This is a genomic window from Streptomyces sp. NPDC058240 (assembly GCF_042882135.1).
In the GTDB taxonomy this organism is placed as follows: Bacteria; Actinomycetota; Actinomycetes; order Streptomycetales; family Streptomycetaceae; genus Streptomyces.
The window spans coordinates 267,351-285,760 of sequence record NZ_JBHVWT010000003.1 but is presented as its reverse complement, the minus strand read 5'-3'; the positions used below and the strand labels follow the sequence as shown (position 1 = coordinate 285,760).

Annotated in this window: 17 protein-coding genes; 5 read left to right on the top strand and 12 right to left on the bottom strand. The window is 70.5% G+C overall.

Features of this window, described 5'->3' with window-relative positions; genetic code table 11:
- The first annotated feature begins 201 nt into the window (after window positions 1–201).
- Together coaA and ACFVX4_RS09155 are read left to right on the top strand one after the other, a co-directional pair.
- Window positions 202–1,197: a type I pantothenate kinase gene (gene coaA / locus ACFVX4_RS09160; RefSeq protein WP_389973539.1), complete on the top strand. Its 996-nt coding sequence runs from the start codon at window positions 202–204 to the stop codon at window positions 1,195–1,197.
- Between the two features lie 27 nt (window positions 1,198–1,224).
- Window positions 1,225–2,229: a DUF389 domain-containing protein gene (locus ACFVX4_RS09155; RefSeq protein WP_389973536.1), complete on the top strand. Its 1,005-nt coding sequence runs from the start codon at window positions 1,225–1,227 to the stop codon at window positions 2,227–2,229.
- Here ACFVX4_RS09155 and ACFVX4_RS09150 read toward each other — a convergent pair.
- Both ACFVX4_RS09150 and ACFVX4_RS09145 read right to left on the bottom strand, forming a co-directional pair.
- Window positions 2,210–2,905: a response regulator gene (locus ACFVX4_RS09150; protein ID WP_389973533.1), complete on the bottom strand. Its 696-nt coding sequence runs from the start codon at window positions 2,903–2,905 to the stop codon at window positions 2,210–2,212. The genes ACFVX4_RS09155 and ACFVX4_RS09150 overlap by 20 nt on opposite strands.
- Window positions 2,902–4,125 carry a sensor histidine kinase gene (locus ACFVX4_RS09145; protein WP_389973530.1) on the bottom strand — a complete coding sequence of 408 codons (1,224 nt, stop codon included), beginning with the start codon at window positions 4,123–4,125 and terminating at the stop codon, window positions 2,902–2,904. Before ACFVX4_RS09145 ends, ACFVX4_RS09150 begins: the two co-directional genes overlap by 4 nt.
- A gap of 265 nt (window positions 4,126–4,390) precedes the next feature.
- Here ACFVX4_RS09145 and ACFVX4_RS09140 point away from each other — a divergent pair, with 265 nt between their 5' ends.
- A complete protein-coding gene (locus tag ACFVX4_RS09140) occupies window positions 4,391–6,601 on the top strand; it encodes an MMPL family transporter (protein WP_389973527.1) in 2,211 nt (736 codons plus the stop codon).
- A 143-nt stretch (window positions 6,602–6,744) separates the two neighbouring features.
- Here ACFVX4_RS09140 and glmM read toward each other — a convergent pair whose 3' ends face one another.
- The 4 genes from glmM to ACFVX4_RS09120 form a co-directional block, all read right to left on the bottom strand.
- Entirely contained in the window at window positions 6,745–8,103 is a 1,359-nt protein-coding gene (gene glmM, locus ACFVX4_RS09135) for a phosphoglucosamine mutase (RefSeq protein ID WP_389973524.1), read from the bottom strand.
- A gap of 170 nt (window positions 8,104–8,273) precedes the next feature.
- The gene (gene rpsI / locus ACFVX4_RS09130; protein WP_030914197.1) at window positions 8,274–8,801 is read right to left on the bottom strand and encodes a 30S ribosomal protein S9; all 528 of its coding nucleotides are present in this window, start codon (window positions 8,799–8,801) and stop codon (window positions 8,274–8,276) included.
- A gap of 44 nt (window positions 8,802–8,845) precedes the next feature.
- Entirely contained in the window at window positions 8,846–9,289 is a 444-nt protein-coding gene (gene rplM, locus ACFVX4_RS09125) for a 50S ribosomal protein L13 (protein WP_072486702.1), read from the bottom strand.
- Window positions 9,290–9,566: 277 nt separating this feature from the next.
- Window positions 9,567–11,195 (bottom strand): ABC-F family ATP-binding cassette domain-containing protein, encoded by a 1,629-nt coding sequence (locus tag ACFVX4_RS09120; protein WP_389974005.1) that lies wholly within the window; start codon window positions 11,193–11,195, stop codon window positions 9,567–9,569.
- A 58-nt stretch (window positions 11,196–11,253) separates the two neighbouring features.
- Between ACFVX4_RS09120 and ACFVX4_RS09115 the strand changes: the two genes are divergently transcribed.
- Window positions 11,254–12,105 (top strand): hypothetical protein, encoded by an 852-nt coding sequence (locus ACFVX4_RS09115; RefSeq protein ID WP_389973520.1) that lies wholly within the window; start codon window positions 11,254–11,256, stop codon window positions 12,103–12,105.
- Window positions 12,106–12,121: 16 nt separating this feature from the next.
- A complete protein-coding gene (locus ACFVX4_RS09110; protein WP_389973517.1) occupies window positions 12,122–14,008 on the top strand; it encodes a hypothetical protein in 1,887 nt (628 codons plus the stop codon).
- 5 nt (window positions 14,009–14,013) lie between these two features.
- Here the strand turns inward: ACFVX4_RS09110 and truA are convergent, their stop codons facing one another.
- From truA to rpsM, 6 genes are all read right to left on the bottom strand, one after another.
- Window positions 14,014–14,868, bottom strand: a complete 855-nt coding sequence (truA, locus tag ACFVX4_RS09105) for a tRNA pseudouridine(38-40) synthase TruA (RefSeq protein WP_389973514.1) — start codon at window positions 14,866–14,868, stop codon at window positions 14,014–14,016.
- Between the two features lie 97 nt (window positions 14,869–14,965).
- Entirely contained in the window at window positions 14,966–15,466 is a 501-nt protein-coding gene (gene rplQ / locus ACFVX4_RS09100) for a 50S ribosomal protein L17 (RefSeq protein ID WP_124716932.1), read from the bottom strand.
- 205 nt (window positions 15,467–15,671) lie between these two features.
- Window positions 15,672–16,694: a DNA-directed RNA polymerase subunit alpha gene (locus ACFVX4_RS09095; protein ID WP_003966937.1), complete on the bottom strand. Its 1,023-nt coding sequence runs from the start codon at window positions 16,692–16,694 to the stop codon at window positions 15,672–15,674.
- 107 nt (window positions 16,695–16,801) lie between these two features.
- Window positions 16,802–17,428, bottom strand: coding sequence for a 30S ribosomal protein S4 (gene rpsD / locus ACFVX4_RS09090; RefSeq protein ID WP_389973511.1), 627 nt, complete (start codon window positions 17,426–17,428; stop codon window positions 16,802–16,804).
- A 31-nt stretch (window positions 17,429–17,459) separates the two neighbouring features.
- Window positions 17,460–17,864, bottom strand: a complete 405-nt coding sequence (rpsK, locus tag ACFVX4_RS09085) for a 30S ribosomal protein S11 (protein ID WP_003956432.1) — start codon at window positions 17,862–17,864, stop codon at window positions 17,460–17,462.
- A 105-nt stretch (window positions 17,865–17,969) separates the two neighbouring features.
- Window positions 17,970–18,350 (bottom strand): 30S ribosomal protein S13, encoded by a 381-nt coding sequence (rpsM, locus tag ACFVX4_RS09080; protein ID WP_014047799.1) that lies wholly within the window; start codon window positions 18,348–18,350, stop codon window positions 17,970–17,972.
- Window positions 18,351–18,410: the final 60 nt, after the last annotated feature.

Here is an 18,410-nt window from a genome sequence, read left to right as displayed (position 1 = left end):
GACGCCACGAGCCTGTGTGCCATGGCGCCGGAGCGGGCTCTTCGCCGTCCCCCTCCGACGCCGGACGATCACCGTGCGGCGGATCGGGGCCTGCCGCCCCGGATTCACGGAGACCCGCGCGCCGTGACCTCTGTGTGCTCAGGAAAGCGACGTGACCGAGCCCACCCCCCACTCCGTTCAAACTCCCGCAACAATGAACCCGTGATCACTTCGCCGCCACGGAGCACCCACCGACGCGCCGAGCACGCGGCGACGCCGTACGTCGATCTGTCCCGCGCCGAGTGGAGCGCGCTGCGCGACAAGACGCCGCTGCCGCTGACCGCCGACGAGGTCGAGCAGCTGCGCGGGCTCGGGGACGTCATCGACCTCGACGAGGTACGCGACGTCTACCTGCCGCTCTCCCGGCTCCTCAACCTCTACGTCCAGGCCACCTCGGGTCTGCGCGGTGCCTTGAACACCTTCCTCGGGGACGCGGGGAACGGCCACGGCGAGCAGCGCGGCACCCCGTTCGTCATAGGCGTCGCGGGCAGTGTCGCGGTCGGCAAGTCCACCACCGCGCGCATCCTCCAGGCGCTGCTGGCCCGTTGGCCCGAGCATCCGCGCGTGGAGCTGGTGACCACGGACGGGTTCCTGCTGCCGATGAAGGAGCTCCAGGCCCGCGGCCTGATGTCGCGCAAGGGGTTCCCCGAGTCGTACGACCGGCGCGCCCTGACCCGTTTCGTCGCCGACATCAAGGCGGGCAAGGACGAGGTGACGGCGCCCGTCTACTCGCACCTGATCTACGACATCGTGCCGGACGAGCGGCTCACCGTACGCCGCCCCGACATCCTGATCGTCGAGGGGCTGAACGTGCTGCAGCCCGCGATGCCCGGCAAGGACGGCCGGACCAGGGTCGGTCTCGCCGACTACTTCGACTTCAGCGTGTACGTGGACGCGCGCACCGAGGACATCGAGAGCTGGTATCTCAACCGGTTCCGGAAACTGCGCGCGACCGCGTTCCAGAACCCGTTCTCGTACTTCCGCAAGTACACCCAGGTCTCCGAGGAGGAGGCCATGGAGTACGCGGCGACGATGTGGCGGACCATCAACAAGCCCAACCTGGTGGAGAATGTCGCGCCCACCCGGAGCCGTGCCACCCTGGTGCTGCGCAAGGGCCCGGACCACAAGGTCCAGCGGCTGTCCCTGCGTAAACTCTGAGTCCGCGAGCCTCCCGGGAGTGGCCACGTGCTGCATCTGCGCCTGATCGTCCCCACCGACCGTACGGACGAGGTGCTGCACCTGCTGGACAGCACCCTCGGTACGACGCATCTCGTCGTGATGGCCGGGGCCGCCCGCAACCCGGCGGGTGACATGGTGCTGTGCGATGTGGCCCGTGAGGCGGGTGACGAGCTGATCTCCGCGCTGCGCCGGCTCGGCATCGACAAGTCCGGTTCGATCACCGTCGAGAACATGGACCTGACGCTCTCCGCCCACGCCGACAGGGCCGAGGAGGCCGCGCCGGGCGAGGGCGCGGACGCGGTGCTGTGGGAGGAGCTGACGGAGGCGACCCACGAGGAGTCGACGTTCAGCGTCACGTACGTGGCGTTCCTCACCGTCGCGACGATGCTCGCCGCCTGCGGTGTGATGCTCGACAACGCGATCCTGATCGTGGGCGCGATGGCGGTCGGCCCGGAGTTCGGGCCGCTGGCCGGGATTTCCACCGCCCTGGTGCAGCGTGCTCCGCGACTGGCGCTGCGTTCCTTGTACGCGCTGATCGGCGGCTTCGCCCTCGCGATGGTGCTGACGGCCGGGTTCGCCTGGCTGATGGACGCCTTCGGGCTGTTCACCCGCTCGATGATCGAGGCCGACCGTCCGAACACCGCGTTCATCTGGAAGCCCGACGCGATGTCGTTCGTGGTGGCCTTCCTGGCCGGGATCGCCGGAACGCTCTCCCTCACCTCGGCGAAGTCCGGGGCGCTGATCGGGGTCGCCATCTCGGTGACGACCGTGCCGGCCGCGGCCAACGCGGCGGTGGCGTTCAGCTACAGCGACTACCACCAGATGTCGGGCTCCACCACCCAGCTGCTGGCGAACCTCGGCGGGATCGTGGTCGCGGGGACGCTGACCCTGCTGGTCCAGAAGGCCCTGTGGGCGGCACACCGCCGCCGGACGGCCCTCGTCACGAACCCGTCCCGCGATCAGTCCGCGCAGAGTGCGGCGGGGCGCGGCGTCAGTCCGCGCGGGCAGTGACCAGGCCCGATTCGTAGGCCGCGATGACCGCCTGGGCGCGGTCGCGGACGGCGAGCTTGCCGAAGATGCTGGTGATGTAGTTCTTGACCGTGGAGAGGCTGATGTCCAGGGCGCGGGAGATCTCGGTGTTGTCGAGGCCGGTGGCCATCAGGCGCCACACCTCGACCTCGCGGGGGGTGAGTTCACCCGGGCCGGTCGGGCCGGCGGGGACCGGCCGCGCATCGCGGGGTGCCCGTACGTGGGTGGAGATCAGCCGGGTGAGCAGGCGCGGCGCGACGACGGCCTCGCCCGCGTGGACGGTGCGGATCGCCGCGCTCAGGTCCTCCGGGGAGCTGTCCTTGGGCAGGAACCCGTAGGCCCCGGCGCGCAGCGCGCCCACCACGTACTCGTCGAGGTCGAAGGTGCTGAGGGCCAGGACCCGGCAGCCGGGCACGGTGGCGACGAGTTCCCCGGTCGCGCCGACCCCGTCGAGGACCGGCATCCGGATGTCCATCACCACGACGTCGGGGCGCAGCCGGCGGGCGAGGACGACGGCCTGCGCGCCGTCCTCGGCCTCGCCCACCACCTCGAAGGACGGGTCGGGGGAGAGGATCAGCGACAGACCTCGCCGAACCAGCGGCTGGTCGTCCGCGATCAGCACCCTGATCGTCCGCGGCGTCGGCCCGGTCCCGCTCATCGGTGTGCTCCTTCGTGCTGGACGGCCGCCTCGGCCGCCTCGTCCGCGCTCAGCGGCAGGTCGGCCACCACGGCGAACCCCCCATCGGCCTGCGGGCCGACGGTCAGGGTGCCGCCGTGCAGGGCGACGCGCTCGCGCATGCCGATGAGGCCGTAACCGCCCGAACCCACCGACACCCCCTCCCGCGGCGGTGCGCCCCCGCCGTCGTCCCGCACCTCGACGGTGATCCACTCCTGGTGGTACGTCAGCTGTACGGACGCGCGGGCGTCCCCCGCGTACTTGCGGGTGTTGGTGAGGGCCTCCTGGGCGATCCTGAACACCGTGAGGCCGACGGTCGGCGGCAGCGGACGCCGCGGCCCCTGGACGCCGAACTCGGTGGGCAGTCCGGCAAGGCGGGACTCGGCCACCAGGCGGTCGAGGTCCTCGACACCGGGCTGGGGCAGCGACGGCGCGGACTCCGGTTCGTCACCGGCCCGCAGCACGTCGAGGAGCTGGCGCATCTCGCGCAGCGCGAGCCGCCCGGAGGACTCCAGGGTGACCAGGGCGTCCAGGACCACCTCAGGTCGGGCGAGGTTGGCCCTGGCTCCGCCGGCCATCAGCTGCATGGTGGTGATGTGGTGGGCCACGATGTCGTGCAACTCCCTTGCGATGCGGCGCCGTTCGTCGGCCACCGCTCGGTCGGCGAGGAGTCTGCGGTTGGCCGCCACCTCCCGCTGCCAGCGGTTGACCGCCATGGCGGTGCCGACGACGATCAAGGTGGAGAGCGGCGGGGTGACCGCCTCCTGCCAGGGTGGAATCCGGCCGTTGCTCTGGCTCAGCAGCGTCAGCGACATCGTCGCGACAGCCGCGACTGCCGTCACCCGGCCGGAGCAGGCCCTGGCGACCGTGTACAGGGCCACCACCAGGACGGCGCCGAAGTGGCTGGGCAGCGGGACGGTCAGGGCGGCCGTCGCGTCGAGTGCCAGTACGGCGGCGAGCGCCGCCACCGGGTGGCTGCGCCGGGCGAGCAGCGGCATGGCCGCCAGGGCGACGAGGAGGAACCCGGCCACGCTCACGTCATGCCGGCCGTCGGGGTCGTTGAAGAACACGTAGCTGAGCAGGTTCATCACGCAGGCCCCGCCGGTCACGAGCGCGTCGTTACGGGTCCACGGCGGCTCGGCGTCGTCGACGCGCAACGGCGTCCGGGAATCGTCGGGCGCGATGTGTCGGCTCCTGGGCATGTCCGTTCCCCTTTGTGTCCGGCATCTCGGCCTCCCGGCTTCCCGGCCCCCGGGGACAGGGTTGCACAGCACCGGCGGTAGCACTCCCGAGCCCTTGACCAGGACCGGGACCAGGGTCCTGGTCGCGGTCCGGGGAGGGACCCAGGGCCCCGGTCCGGATCATCCGCTGCCACGACGCCCCGCGGCCCCTCGCGGTGATGGTCTGGAGACCGGCCGGGAGCCCCCGGCAGCCGTCCGCATTCAAGTTCGTCCGCCGGAGGACCTCGTGATCCGCGCCCTGACCGGATATTCCACCAGACACCCATGGAAGGTCATCGCCCTCTGGGCGGTGCTGGGGGTCGTGATGAGCGCCCTGATCCCGACCCTGATCGGCCGTGTCACCCAGCACCGGACCGGGGACTTCCTGCCCCGCTCCTACGACTCGGCCGCCGCGCTCCGGATCGCCGAAGAACAGTTCGGCGTGAACCCCGACGCCACCACGGTGACCGTGCTGGTCGCCCGGTCCGACGGCAGGGCCCTCGGCGCCGCCGACCAGAAGCGGGTCGAGGCCGAGGCGGCGAAGCTGGGCCGGCACCGGGTGATCATGCCCAGGGAGGACGACATGCCTCGGTTCCTGGTCCCGGACCGCTCCCAGACGCCCAGGATCGCCCCGTCGATGACTGCACCCGACCGGAGCTTCGAACTGCTCTCCGTCCAGCTGATGGGGAATCCTGCGGACAAGGGGGTCCAGGGCGTCTACCGGACCTTCCGGGACGCCGCCCGGACGCAGTTCTCCGAGGCGGGGATGCGCACCGGTTTCACCGGGAGTCTCGCCGACACCGTCGACACCACCGACGCCCACGAAACCGCTGCGAAGGTCGGGGGCGCCCTCGTCACGGCGCTCATCATCCTGCTCAACGTGCTGGTGTTCCGCAGTGTGCTGGCGGCCCTGCTGCCGCTGCTCGCGGTCGCCATGATCGGCTTCGTGGCGGCGGGAACCGTGGCGGGCGCGGCGCTGCTCACCGGGCGCAAGCTCGACGCGAGCACCCCAGGGCTGATCAACGTGGTCCTGCTCGGCATCGGCATCGACTACCTGCTGTTCCTGCTGTTCCGCTTCCGCGAGCAACTGCGCGACCGGCCCGAGCAGTCCGCCCGCGAGGCGGCCGAGGAGGTCTCGGGCCGGGTGGGCACCGCGATCACCTCGGCGGCGCTGACCATCGTGGCCGCGTTCGCCACGCTGGGCCTGGCGACCTTCGGGCAGTTCCGCTCGCTGGGCCCCGCCATCGCCGTCGCGGTCCTGGTGATGCTGCTCGGCAGCCTCACCCTGCTGCCGGCGCTGCTCGCGGCCGCCGGGCGCAAGATGTTCTGGCCCTCCCGAACCCTTCGCCACAAGCCGGGCGAAGGACGTGCCGCGCGCCTCGGCACGCTGGTCACGCGACGGCCGCTGACGATGCTGACGGCCTCCGTCGCCCTGCTCGCCGCGCTGGCCGCCGGGTTGACCGGCATCCGCATGGACTACGGCCGGGGCGGCTCCGACGACGCGACCCCCGCCGCGAGCACCGCGGCCGAGATCTCCCGCACACTGCCGGCCGGGGTGTCGGACCCGACGAGCGTCTTCGCCACCGCCAAGGACGGCGGCACCCTCACCACCGACCGGCTGGGCGGCCTCTCCCGGGCACTCACCCGGGTCCACGGCGTGGGCAAGGTCGCACCGACCGTCCTGAGCAAGGACCGCCGTGCCGCCCGGATCGACCTCTACCCGACCGCCGACCCGCAGAGCGCACAGGCCCGCGACCTGGCCTCCGGACCGATCCGGGCCGCGGTCGCCCGGCACACACCCGCCGGGACGACGGCACACGTGGGCGGGACGGCGGCGATCTTCGCCGACGTCGCGACCGCCGTCGACCACGACCTGAAGATCGTGTTCCCGGTCGCGGCCGCGCTGATCGCACTGATCCTCCTGCTGCTCCTGCGCAGCCTGCTCGCACCGGTGGTCCTGATGCTCTCCGTCGGGCTCGGCTTCGCCGCCACTCTCGGCGCCGCCACCCTGTTGTTCCAGCACGCCCTAGGCAGGCCGGGCGTCGACTTCACCCTGCCCCTGGTGCTGTTCCTGTTCGTCGTGGCACTGGGCACCGACTACAACATCCTGATCACCGACCGGATCCGGGAGGAGATGCGGCGACCGGGCCCGGCCCGCGCCGCGGTGGCCCGCGCGGTACGGCACACGACGCCGGCCATCGCGACGGCCGGGCTGGTGCTGGCCGGTTCCTTCGCCACGCTCGCCGCGACGCCGGGAAACGAGCAGATCGCCTTCGCGATGACGCTCGGCATCATGCTCTCCGCGCTCGTCCTCTCGCTGGTGCTGGTCCCCGCCCTCGCCGCGCTCCTCGGCCGGAGCCTCTGGTGGCCGGTCCGCCCACGGCCCACCGCGGGCGGCCACCCGCAGGACCACGCGACCGCACCGGCCCCGGAACCCCACCGGGTCAGGACCTGCTGAGGCCCGGCCGACCGGAGCGCCTGAGAGCCCGGTGACGGCGGCGCCCACCCGGCCGTCCCCGGGTGGAGTGCTTCGGTCCGGTGGACCGGACGGGGCGCGGCGACCCGCACCGCCGCCCACCGGACGGCGCGTGCGCGCCCGTCCTATCCCAGCGCGGACTTCACCACATCGGCCAGCCGCTCGGCGATCGCCCGCGCCTGCTCGATGTCGGCCGCCTCGACCATGACCCGCACCAGCGGCTCCGTACCCGACTGGCGCAGCAGCACACGTCCGGTGGAGCCCAGCTCGCGCTCGGCCTCGGCCACGGCCTCGGCGACCTCGGGGGAGGTCGCGACCCGGGACTTGTCGACATCGCGGACGTTGATCAGCAGCTGCGGCAGCCGCTGCATGACCCCGGCCAGATCGGCGAGCGTACGGCCGGTGGCGGCGACCCGGGCCGCGAGCAGCAGGCCGGTCAACGTGCCGTCACCGGTCGTGGCGTGGTCCAGGACGATGACATGGCCGGACTGCTCGCCGCCCAGCGCATAGCCCTCGGCCTTCATCGACTCCAGTACGTAGCGGTCGCCGACGGCGGTCTGGACGAGCTGGATGCCCTCCCGCTCCATCGCGATCTTGAAGCCGAGGTTGGACATGACGGTGCCGACCACGGTGTCCTTTCGCAGCTGTCCGGCCTCGCGCATGGCGAGGGCGAGGACGGCCAGGATCTGGTCGCCGTCGACCTCCTCGCCCGTGGCGTCCACGGCCAGGCAGCGGTCCGCGTCGCCGTCGTGCGCGATGCCGAAGTGGGCGCCGTGCTCCACGACGGCGGCCTTCAACGGCTCCAGATGGGTGGAGCCGCAGCCGTCGTTGATGTTCAGGCCGTTCGGGTCGGCACCGATCGTGACGACCTCGGCACCGGCCCGCGCGAAGGCCTCGGGCGAGACCCGGGCAGCCGCGCCGTGCGCCTCGTCGAGCACGACCTTCAGCCCGTCGAGCCGGTTCGGCAGGACCGCGACGAGGTGGGCCACGTAACGGTCGAAGCCCTCCGCGTACTCGGTGACGCGTCCCACACCGGCACCGGTCGGGCGCTCCCACGGCTCACCGGTGCGGTGCTGCTGGTAGATCGACTCGATCCGGTCCTCCAGCTCGTCGGAGAGCTTGTGACCGCCGCGGGCGATGAACTTGACACCGTTGTCCGGCATGGAGTTGTGGCTCGCGGAGAGCATCACACCGAGGTCGGCGCCCAGCGCGCCGGTGAGGTACGCCACCGCCGGGGTGGGCAGCACACCGACGCGCAGGACGTCCACGCCGGCGCTGGCGAGCCCGGCCACGACGGCGGCCTCCAGGAACTCTCCGGAGGCGCGTGGGTCACGGCCCACCACGGCTGTCGGCCGGATCCCGTCGAGGGTGCTCCCCTCGGCGAGAACATGCGCCGCAGCGACCGAGAGACCGAGCGCCAGCTCGGCCGTCAGATCCGCATTGGCGACACCGCGCACACCGTCCGTGCCGAAGAGTCGTCCCACTGGTGTCCTCCGAAGATGCTCCGAAACCGCAAAACCAAATCAACCAAAGCAGCACAACAAGCCTATGAACGTCTTATGCCGTTATACGCCCGAGGGTGCCGATAAACGAACGCCCCGGCAGCACGAGGTGTGCCGCCGGGGCGAACGTGTAAAGCAGATGAGCAGGCGGATTAGCGCTTGCTGTACTGCGGGGCCTTGCGGGCCTTCTTGAGACCGGCCTTCTTGCGCTCGACCGCACGGTCGTCACGGGAAAGGAAGCCGGCCTTCTTCAGCGGGGCGCGGTTGTTGTCCACGTCCGCCTCGTTCAGCGCACGGGCCACGCCGAGACGCAGGGCGCCGGCCTGACCCGAGACGCCGCCACCCGAGATGCGGGCGATGACGTCGTAGCGGTTGTCGAGCTCGAGCACCTTGAAGGGCTCGTTGACTTCCTGCTGGTGCACCTTGTTGGGGAAGTAGTCCTCAAGGGTGCGACCGTTGATCTTCCACTTGCCGGTGCCCGGAACGATCCGGACGCGGGCGATGGCGTTCTTCCGGCGGCCAAGGCCGGCGGCGGGCTGCGGGTCGCCGAAGCGGGAGGCCAGCGACTCGCTGGTGTACTCGCCCTCGACGGGAACCTCGGACTCGAAGGTGGTCACCTCGGCGAAGACCTCTTCGCCCTCGGTGCCCTCGACGGGGTTCTCAACAGTGGTCTCGGCCACGATTCTCCTCAGATCTTTCTTTTGGTCTTAGGGGGAGGCCGGAACTACTGCGCGACCTGGGTGATCTCGAACGGGACCGGCTGCTGAGCAGCGTGCGGGTGCTGGTCGCCCGCGTAGACCTTGAGCTTCGAGAGCATCTGACGGCCCAGGCTGTTCTTGGGGATCATGCCCTTGATGGCCTTCTCGACGGCCTTCTCGGGGCTCTTGGCGAGCAGCTCGTCGTAACGGACGGAGCGCAGACCACCCGGGAACCCGGAGTGGCGGTACGCCATCTTCTGGGTCTTCTTGTTGCCGGAGAGGTGAACCTTCTCGGCGTTGATGATGATGACGAAGTCGCCCATGTCCATGTGGGGGGCGTAGATCGCCTTGTGCTTGCCGCGGAGGAGGTTCGCAGCCGTGGTGGCCAGACGACCCAGGACGATGTCCTGCGCGTCAATGATGTGCCACTGGCGCGTCACATCGCCGGGCTTGGGGCTGTACGTACGCACGGTCGTAGCCTTCGCTTCTTCAGTGAGTGAGTCCTGACAAGGCCACCCGGACGATCACACCAGCCTTGGCGGCGCTGCGGGGACGCAACCCGAGTGCCTGCCGCTGGTCATCGGCCCGGTGGACCGGCGTAAGGGCCCCTCGCGTGAGAACGACCAAGCCAATACGCATAACAAACCAGAAGAATACCGTCGCTCCCCCGCACGGGTCAAAACAGCCCCGGAATCCCGGCCCTGTCGGGGTTCCGGGGCGCCTTCCCACCGCGTCGGCCGCCGCGCGCTACCGCGCCCGTTCCACCCTGCGCTCGTCCCACACCGGCTCCGCCGTCTCGCGTACGACGCCGTCCGAGCCGAACACCAGATAGCGGTCGAAGGACTTCGCGAACCACCGGTCGTGCGTGACGGCCATCACGGTCCCCTCGTACGCCTCCAGACCGTCCTGCAGCGCCTCCGCCGACTCCAGGTCCAGGTTGTCCGTCGGCTCGTCCAGCAGCAGCGCGGTCGTGCCGGCCAGCTCCAGGAGCAGGATCTGGAACCGCGCCTGCTGCCCGCCGGACAGCTTCTCGAAGGGCTGGTCGCCCTGCCGTTCCAGCTCGTAGCGGCGCAGTACGGACATGGCGCCGCCCCGGTCCTTGGCGTGCTCCGTCCACAGGATCTCGACCAGCGTCTTGCCCAGCAGCTCCGGATGGGCGTGGGTCTGCGCGAAGTGTCCGGGTGCGACGCGTGCACCGAGCTTCCACTCCCCCGTGTGCGCGACCTGCTCGCCCGCGAGGAGCCGCAGGAAGTGCGACTTCCCCGATCCGTTCGAGCCGAGGACGGCGACCCGTTCCCCGTAGAAGATCTCCAGGTCGAACGGCTTCATCAGCCCGGTCAGCTCAAGGTTCTTGCAGGTCACCGCCCGTACCCCGGTCCGGCCGCCGCGCAGCCGCATCTTGATGTCCTGCTCGCGCGGCGGCTCCGGCGGCGGGCCCGCGTCCTCGAACTTCTTGAAGCGGGTCTGCATCGCCCGGTAGCGGGACGCCATGTCGGGGCTGATCGCCGCCTGCTGCCGCAGCCGGTGGACCAGCGCCTTCAGCCGGGCGTGCTCCTCCTCCCAGCGCCGCAGCAGCTCCTCGAACCGGGCGAACCGGTCCTTGCGGGCCTGGTGGTACGTGTCGAAGCCGGCGCCGTGCACCCACACGTCGCTGCCGGCCGGGCTCGGCTCCACACTGACGATCTTCTCGGCGGCCCTGGACAGCAGCTCGCGGTCGTGGGAGACGAAGAGGACCGTCTTACGGGTCTCCTTGAGCTTCTCCTCCAGCCACCGCTTGCCGGGCACGTCGAGATAGTTGTCCGGCTCGTCGAGCAGCAGCACCTCGTCGGGACCGCGCAGCAGCGCCTCCAGCACCAGGCGCTTCTGCTCACCGCCGGACAGCGTGCGCACCTCGCGCCATTGCGCCTTCTCGTACGGGACGCCGAGCGCGGCCGTGGTGCACATGTCCCAGACGGTCTCGGCCTCGTACCCGCGGGCCTCCGCCCAGTCGCTCAGGGCCTGCGCGTACTTCATCTGCGCGGCCTCGTCGTCGACGGTGAGGATCAGCTCCTCGGCCCGGTCGACCGCCAGGGCCGCCTCCCGGATACGCGGCTGGGACACGGAGACGAGCAGGTCCCGGACCGTGCGCTCGTCGCGCACGGAGCCCACGAACTGCTGCATCACCCCGAGCCCGCCGCTCACCGAGACGGAACCGCCGTGCGGCTGGAGGTCCCCGGCGAGCAGCCTGAGCAGCGTCGTCTTTCCGGCGCCGTTGGCCCCCACGAGGGCGACCACGGCCCCGTCCGCCACCCGGAACGAAGCATCGCCGAGCAGCACCCGCCCGTCCGGTAGGTAGTACTCCAGGTGGCCCGCTTCAAGATGTCCCATGCACAGCATTGTCACGGCCCGCGAAGCCCTGGCCCAACCGGTTTACGTCTCCTCTAGGATTCGCCGCATGAGCTTTGGGCAAGGGGAGCCCTCCTGGGGGCCCGGGGGCACACAGACTCCGGACTGGGCAGCGCTGGCCGACGAGTCCGCCGCGCGCAACCGCCGCAAGAGGTGGCTGCTGATCGGCGGCGGCGTGCTCGCCACCGCGGCGATCGGCGCGATCGTGGCCACGGCGGTCATCTCGACCAACAAGAACAACAGCAACAACTCCGGCAAGAACGCGAGCGAGCTGCCCTCGCCGAGCGATCTGCCGAACGACACCGCCGAGCCCGAGCCGTCCTTCTCCTCGGTGGCCCCGCCGCCCCCGCCGGACCCGAAGGACTACATCTCCGACGCGAAGAAGGACCGGGCGCCGATCACCGTCGACGCGTTCTTCCCCGGCAAGAAGCTGACGATGGGCAACCGGGTCTACGTCAAGGGCGCGACCCAGCAGACGAAGAACTGCGCCGCGACCACGAAGGGCGCCCTCGGCTCGATCCTCGTGAACAACGGCTGCGACCAGGTCGTCCGGGCCACGTACAGCAAGGACGGCGTCGCCGTCACCGTCGGCCTCGCGGTCTTCCGGACGGAAGCACAGGCGAAGAAGGCGGCCCGGCAGGCGAGCGGCAGCATCGCCACGCTGAGCGGCGCGGGCGTGCTGGCCTTCTGCCCGCCCGGATCGGTCTGCCGCCGTACCGCCAACTCCTACGGCCGTTACGCCTACTTCGCCATCAGCGGGTACACCAACGGCAAGAACGTCACCACGGCCGACAAGAACGCCTACGCCACCGGTGACGACCTGACGAACTTCACGTTCCGTCAGATCCGCCACCGCGGCGAGCTCCAGGCCTCGGCCGCGGCCACCGCGCAGACCGGCTGACGGGTACCGGGGATCCGTGCGCCTTCCGTTCCTCCTCGCCCTTCCCCGCGTGCTGCGCCACAGCGCGGCCATCGGCGCCGATCTGCCGCCGGACGAAGCCGTGTCCGTCGACGCGCCGGACCCCGCGCTCCGGGCCGCCCTGGCCTCGGCCGCCGACGGCGACCACGGCCCCGCCCGGGAACTGCTCGCCGGGACCCGCGAGCACAGGCAGTGGGAGCTGAGGGACGGCTACGCGGCACGGCTCGCCGGGGCCGCCCTGCACAACCCCGGCTGGCTGGACGTCTGGCAGGCCGAACACCCCGAGGACCCGGACGCGGCCCTGGTCAGGGCGGATCTCGGCATCCACCAGGCGTGGGAAATGCGTTCCACGGAAAGCGCCGGGCAGGTCTCGCGCGACCGGTTCCGGGCCTTCTTCGCACTGCTGGATGACGCCGCACCGGTGATCGGCAGAGCGGCTGAACTCAACCCCGCCGACCCCGTGCCCTGGCGCATCGCCCTGACCCACGCGCTGGGCAGCCAGGCCCCCCGCGAAGTCTTCGACGGCTACTGGGCGCAGGCCCTGGCCCGCGACCCGCACCACTACGGATGCCACACCGCCGCCCTCACCTACCTCTGCGCGAAGTGGCACGGCTCGCACACGGAGATGTTCGACTTCGCCGAGCGCGCGGCCGACACGGCCCCGCCCGGCTCGAAGCTGCACGCGCTGCCCCTGTTCGCGGCGCTGGAGTACGTGGTTCGGTCCCCCGGCGCACCGCCCGGCCCCGACCCGTACGCGCCCCGCGTCGCAGCCGCGGTCACCCGCGCCCTGGACCTCTCGGAGGCGTACGGACCGGGCAGCCAGGAGGCGGCCGGCTTCCGCAACTGCCTGGCCCTGATGCTGCTGCGCACGGAGCGCTGGGACGAAGCGCTCGACGCCTTCCGCAGCATCGGCACCCACGCCACCGAATTCCCCTGGGCGTACTTCGGCGACGACCCGCGCCAGGAGTTCCTCGAAACCCGTTCCGGCACCCGTATCCAACTGGCGTCCCTGACACCCTTCTTCGGCCGCCCCCCGCAGCCCCGCACCGCGCCGGCCCCCGCCCCCGGCGCCCCCTGCGCGGTGGCGATAGCGGTGGCCCGCCCGGCGGAGGTGGCGCAGGCGGCGCTGATGTGCGGCGTCTCGCTCCGCACCGCCCCCGCGACCGACAGGCACACCTACGTCGAGGCCGTCGCCGGGGCACGCCCCGCCAAGCGCTCGATCCTGTCCACGGAGGACCCGCTGACCACGGCGGCCGACAACTTCACCACCGGCGAGAAGTGGCCCACGCTGGTCCTGCGCCGCACTCCCGAGCGCTGCGGGCTCACGCTGTTCCTCAAGGGCAGGCCGCTGGCCGCCCACGAGTGGAACGCCACGTCCCCGGCCCCCGACCACGCCGCGGTCACCGCCACGGCCGAGGCCCTGGCCCGCGCCTTCGCCCTCCCGGACCCCCGCCCGCTGACGCACATACTCCGCTCCACCGGCAACCCGCCCCGCCACCAGTCGGACCTCCTGGCGGCCCTGGCCCTGCCCCCGCTCCCACCGGGCTTCGGTGACCGCCCGGACGTCCTGGACACCCTGCCGGGCGCCCGGGTGCTCACCCGGCGGGGCCTGCTGGCCGGCATGCGTTCCACGATGACCACCCAGGACGGCGAGCACCCGGCGTCCCCGGACGCGTACGAGCCCCGCCGGCCGCGCTGGTGGCTGCTGCGCGTGCTGAGCCTGCTGCTGTTCACCGCGGCCGCCGTGCACGGCTGGGCGGCCCCCGACATCACTCCGTCCCTCGCGACGGCGCACACGCTCGCGGCCCTGTTCACGGCGGCCGGGCTGAGGCGCGCCTGGCGCCAACGGCGGGCACACACCGCCGCGGCGGCGGCCCGGGAGTAGACGCCTCAGCAGCAACCGCCCCCGGGGAGCGTGCGCACATTGCGCGCCTCCACGGCGCGGGCGGCCAGCAACTCGTCGGCCGGGTACGCCACTTCCTCCAGCGTCAGCCCGTGCGGACGCACCACGTGCACCCCGGGGTCCCGCACCCGGGCCGCCAGCACCTGGGCCGGCCACTCGGCCGGACGGCGCCCGTCCCCGACGAAGAGCGCCGCGCCGATCAGCGCGCGGACCATGTTGTGGCAGAACGCGTCCGCCTGCACGGTCGCCGTCAGGATCCCGGTCGCCCCGTCCCGTACCCAACTCAGCTTCTGCAGCGTACGGATGGTCGTCGCGCCCTCGCGCTTCTTGCAGTACGCGGCGAAGTCGTGCTCCCCGACCATCCGGGCCGCCGCCTCGTTCATGGCGGCCACGTCCAACGGCCGGTCGTGCCACAGCACATGACCGCGCAACAGCGGATCCACCCCGCCGGGACGATCGCAGACGCGGTAGGCGTACCGACGCCACAGCGCCGAGAACCGCGCGTTGAAACCGGCGGGCGCCGGCGCGATCCGCCAGATCCGTACATCGGGCGCCATCCGCCCGGCCATCCGCCGCAGCAGCTTGTCCGCGTGCTCGGCCCACACCTCGTCCGGCAGATCCACATGCGCGACCTGGCCCCGGGCGTGCACCCCGGCATCGGTCCGCCCGGCGACGGTCAGGTCGTACGTCCGCGAGGACCGCGTCACGGTCCGCAGCGCGTCCTCGATCTCCCCCTGGACGGTCCGCCTGGAGGTCTGCTTCGCCCAGCCCGAGAAGTCCTTGCCGTCGTACGCCAGGTCCAGCCGCACCCGTACGAAGCCGGGCTCCACTTCGTCACTCACCCAAGGGTCCTTTTCCGCAGCTACTCGCAGGTACATACGGAACGGGCCCGCACCGCCCCGAAGGGTGATGCGGGCCCGTCCAGTGGTCTCAGAACGCTCAGGCGTCCTTGGACTCGGCGTCGTCGGCCGGCTTGGCGTCCTCGACGGCCTCGGCCGGAGCCTCGTCCTTCTTGAGGGCGTCTTCCTTGACCGCACGCTTCGTGGCGGCCTCGGCCTCACCGGTGGCCTGCTGGGCCACGGTCAGCGCCTCGACCAGCTCGATGACCGCCATCGGGGCGTTGTCGCCACGACGGTTGCCGATCTTGGTGATGCGGGTGTAACCACCGGGGCGGTTCTCGTACCGCGGGGCGATCTCGGTGAAGAGCGTGTGCACGACGCCCTTGTCCGTGATCGACTGCAGCACCAGGCGACGGTTGTGGATGTCGCCCTTCTTCGCCTTGGTGATGAAACGCTCGGCGACCGGACGCAGGCGACGGGCCTTGGCCTCGGTCGTGGTGATGCGGCCGTGCTCGAACAGCGACTTCGCGAGGTTGTTGAGAAGAAGCTTCTCGTGCGCAGCGCTGCCGCCCAGACGGGCACCCTTGGCGGGCTGAGGCATGGTTTTTCTCCTTGTGTGCTGCACCGGCCGTATCAGGTACCGGTGTCAGTTCCCGCGCGGCGGACGCCACACGGAAGTCTCCGTCTGCCGCACGCACCCGACATCGGGCCTCAGCCCGAAAATCAAGCCCGTCCGGCGATCGAGGACAAAGCCTCACCCCGGTCCGGGGCGCCCAGGAAACCCGGGCACCCCGGCCGGAGGCGAATCAGTACTGCTCGGTCTCCACGAAACCGGCGTCCGCGTCGTCGTCGGCGCCAAAGGCGTCGGCGGCGGCGGTCGGGTCGAAGCCGGGAGGCGAGTCCTTCAGCGCGAGGCCCATACCGGCCAGCTTCGCCTTGACCTCGTCGATCGACTTCGCACCGAAGTTGCGGATGTCGAGCAGGTCGGCCTCGGAACGAGCCACGAGCTCACCCACGGAGTGGATGCCCTCGCGCTTGAGGCAGTTGTACGAACGGACCGTGAGCTCAAGCTCCTCGATCGGCAGTGCCAGATCGGCGGCGAGCGCGGCGTCCGTCGGGGACGGGCCCATGTCGATGCCCTCGGCGTCGATGTTGAGCTCGCGCGCCAGGCCGAACAGCTCGACCAGGGTCTTACCGGCCGAAGCCATGGCGTCACGGGGACGCATGGCCTGCTTGGTCTCGACGTCGACGATCAGCTTGTCGAAGTCGGTGCGCTGCTCGACACGGGTCGCCTCGACCTTGTACGTGACCTTGAGCACCGGCGAGTAGATGGAGTCGACCGGGATACGGCCGATCTCCTGGCCCACCTGCTTGTTCTGGACGGCGGAGACGTAGCCGCGACCGCGCTCGACGGTCAGCTCCATCTCCAGCTTGCCCTTGCCGTTGAGCGTGGCCAGGACCAGGTCCGGGTTGTGGACCTCGACACCGGCCGGCGGGGCGATGTCAGCAGCGGTGACCAGGCCGGGACCCTGCTTGCGCAGGTACATCACGACCGGCTCGTCGTGCTCCGAGGAGACGACCAGCTGCTTGATGTTGAGGATGAGGTCGGTGACGTCCTCCTTGACGCCCGGCACGGTGGTGAACTCGTGCAGGACACCGTCGATCCGGATGCTGGTGACAGCAGCGCCGGGGATCGAGGAGAGGAGCGTGCGGCGAAGAGAGTTGCCGAGGGTGTAGCCGAAGCCCGGCTCCAGCGGCTCGATGACGAACCGGGAGCGGAACTCGTCAACGACCTCTTCGGTCAGCGACGGACGCTGAGCGATAAGCATGTTGCGTTCCTTCAGTCGTGGGCGCCCACTATTTGACGCCCCCAGATACCGACAAGGGTACGGGCGGCACGACCCCGAAGAGCCGTACCGCCCGGACCCACGAGCTACTACTTGGAGTAGAGCTCGACGATCAACTGCTCCTGCACCTGGGTGTCGATCACCTGGCGCTCGGGCAGGGAGTGCACGAGGATCCGCATCGTCGACGGCACGGATTCGAGCCACGCCGGTACGGTGCGCTCGCCGGCCTCGGCCTGGGCCACCTGGAAGGGGGTCAGGGCCTTGGACTTCTGACGAACCTCGATGACGTCGTTCACGGCGACGCGGGCCGACGGAATGTCGGTCTTCGCGCCGTTCACGGCGATGTGTCCGTGACGCACCAGCTGACGGGCGTGGTCGCGGGACTTGGCGAAGCCTGCCCGGTAGACCACGTTGTCGAGGCGGGTCTCAAGGATGCGCAGAAGGTTCTCACCGGTCTTGCCGGTCTTCTGGTTCGCTTCCTTGTAGTAGTTCACGAACTGTCGTTCAAGAACACCGTAGATACGCGAGCACTTCTGCTTCTCACGAAGCTGAAGAAGGTACTCGCTCTCCTTGGTGCGCCCGCGTCCGTGCTCACCCGGGGGGTAAGGACGGATCTCGATCGGGCACTTCGCGCTCTCGCACTTGCTGCCCTTGAGGAACAGCTTCTGCTTCTCCCGACGGCAACGCTTGCAGTCGGCCCCGGTGTATCGCGCCATTTTCCAGTTGTCTCCGTTGCTTCAGACGGAATCAGACGCGGCGACGCTTGGGCGGCCGGCATCCGTTGTGCGGAGTGGGGGTGACGTCCTGGATCGAACCGACCTCCAGGCCGGTGGCCTGGAGCGAACGGATCGCGGTCTCGCGGCCGGAGCCCGGACCCTTGACGAAGACGTCAACCTTGCGCATGCCGTGCTCCTGCGCGCGGCGGGCGGCCGACTCGGCGGCCATCTGCGCGGCGAAGGGGGTGGACTTGCGCGAGCCCTTGAAGCCGACGTGGCCGGCGGAGGCCCAGGAGATCACGTTGCCCGAGGGGTCCGTGATCGAGACGATGGTGTTGTTGAACGTGCTCTTGATGTGCGCGTGGCCGTGAGCGACGTTCTTCTTTTCCTTGCGACGCACCTTCTTGGCTGCGCCCTGACGACCCTTGGGGGGCATGTCTTGACTCCAGATGGAGAGGGGAGGTGATCGGTCCTACAGCGAAGACCGCTGGTTGCTGCGGATGACCGGTGGCCCGGACGCCCGCAGTGCGTCCGCTGAGGACTACTTCTTGCCCGGCTTCTTCTTGCCGGCGATCGCGCGACGCGGGCCCTTGCGGGTACGAGCGTTCGTGCTGGTGCGCTGGCCGTGGACCGGCAGACCACGACGGTGGCGGATGCCCTGGTAGCAGCCGATCTCGATCTTGCGGCGGATGTCGCCCTGGATCTCGCGGCGAAGGTCACCCTCGGTGCGGAGGTTGGCGTCCACGTACTCGCGGATCTTGACCAGGTCCTCTTCGGCCAGGTCACGAACGCGGGTGTTCGGGTTCACGCCGGTGGTGGCGAGGATCTCCTTGGACCGGGTGCGCCCGATACCGAAGACGTAGGTGAGGGCAACCTCCACGCGCTTTTCGCGCGGGATGTCAACACCTGAAACGCGTGCCATTCAATGGCTCCAGTTGTTAATTCGGGGGTCTTCCGCAGTGCCGCTCCCGATCGCCGACCG

Bases quoted from the DNA above. Each gene is read 5' to 3' on its own strand.
- ACFVX4_RS09115 (WP_389973520.1), top strand. From the start codon at position 11,254: ATGAGCTTTGGGCAAGGGGAGCCCTCCTGGGGGCCCGGGGGCACACAG.
- ACFVX4_RS09150 (WP_389973533.1), bottom strand. From the start codon at position 2,905: ATGAGCGGGACCGGGCCGACGCCGCGGACGATCAGGGTGCTGATCGCG.
- rplQ (WP_124716932.1), bottom strand. From the start codon at position 15,466: ATGCCTCAGCCCGCCAAGGGTGCCCGTCTGGGCGGCAGCGCTGCGCAC.
- ACFVX4_RS09095 (WP_003966937.1), bottom strand. From the start codon at position 16,694: ATGCTTATCGCTCAGCGTCCGTCGCTGACCGAAGAGGTCGTTGACGAG.
- ACFVX4_RS09145 (WP_389973530.1), bottom strand. From the start codon at position 4,125: ATGCCCAGGAGCCGACACATCGCGCCCGACGATTCCCGGACGCCGTTG.
- ACFVX4_RS09120 (WP_389974005.1), bottom strand. From the start codon at position 11,195: ATGCTGTGCATGGGACATCTTGAAGCGGGCCACCTGGAGTACTACCTA.
- rpsD (WP_389973511.1), bottom strand. From the start codon at position 17,428: ATGGCGCGATACACCGGGGCCGACTGCAAGCGTTGCCGTCGGGAGAAG.
- rpsK (WP_003956432.1), bottom strand. From the start codon at position 17,864: ATGCCCCCCAAGGGTCGTCAGGGCGCAGCCAAGAAGGTGCGTCGCAAG.
- rpsM (WP_014047799.1), bottom strand. From the start codon at position 18,350: ATGGCACGCGTTTCAGGTGTTGACATCCCGCGCGAAAAGCGCGTGGAG.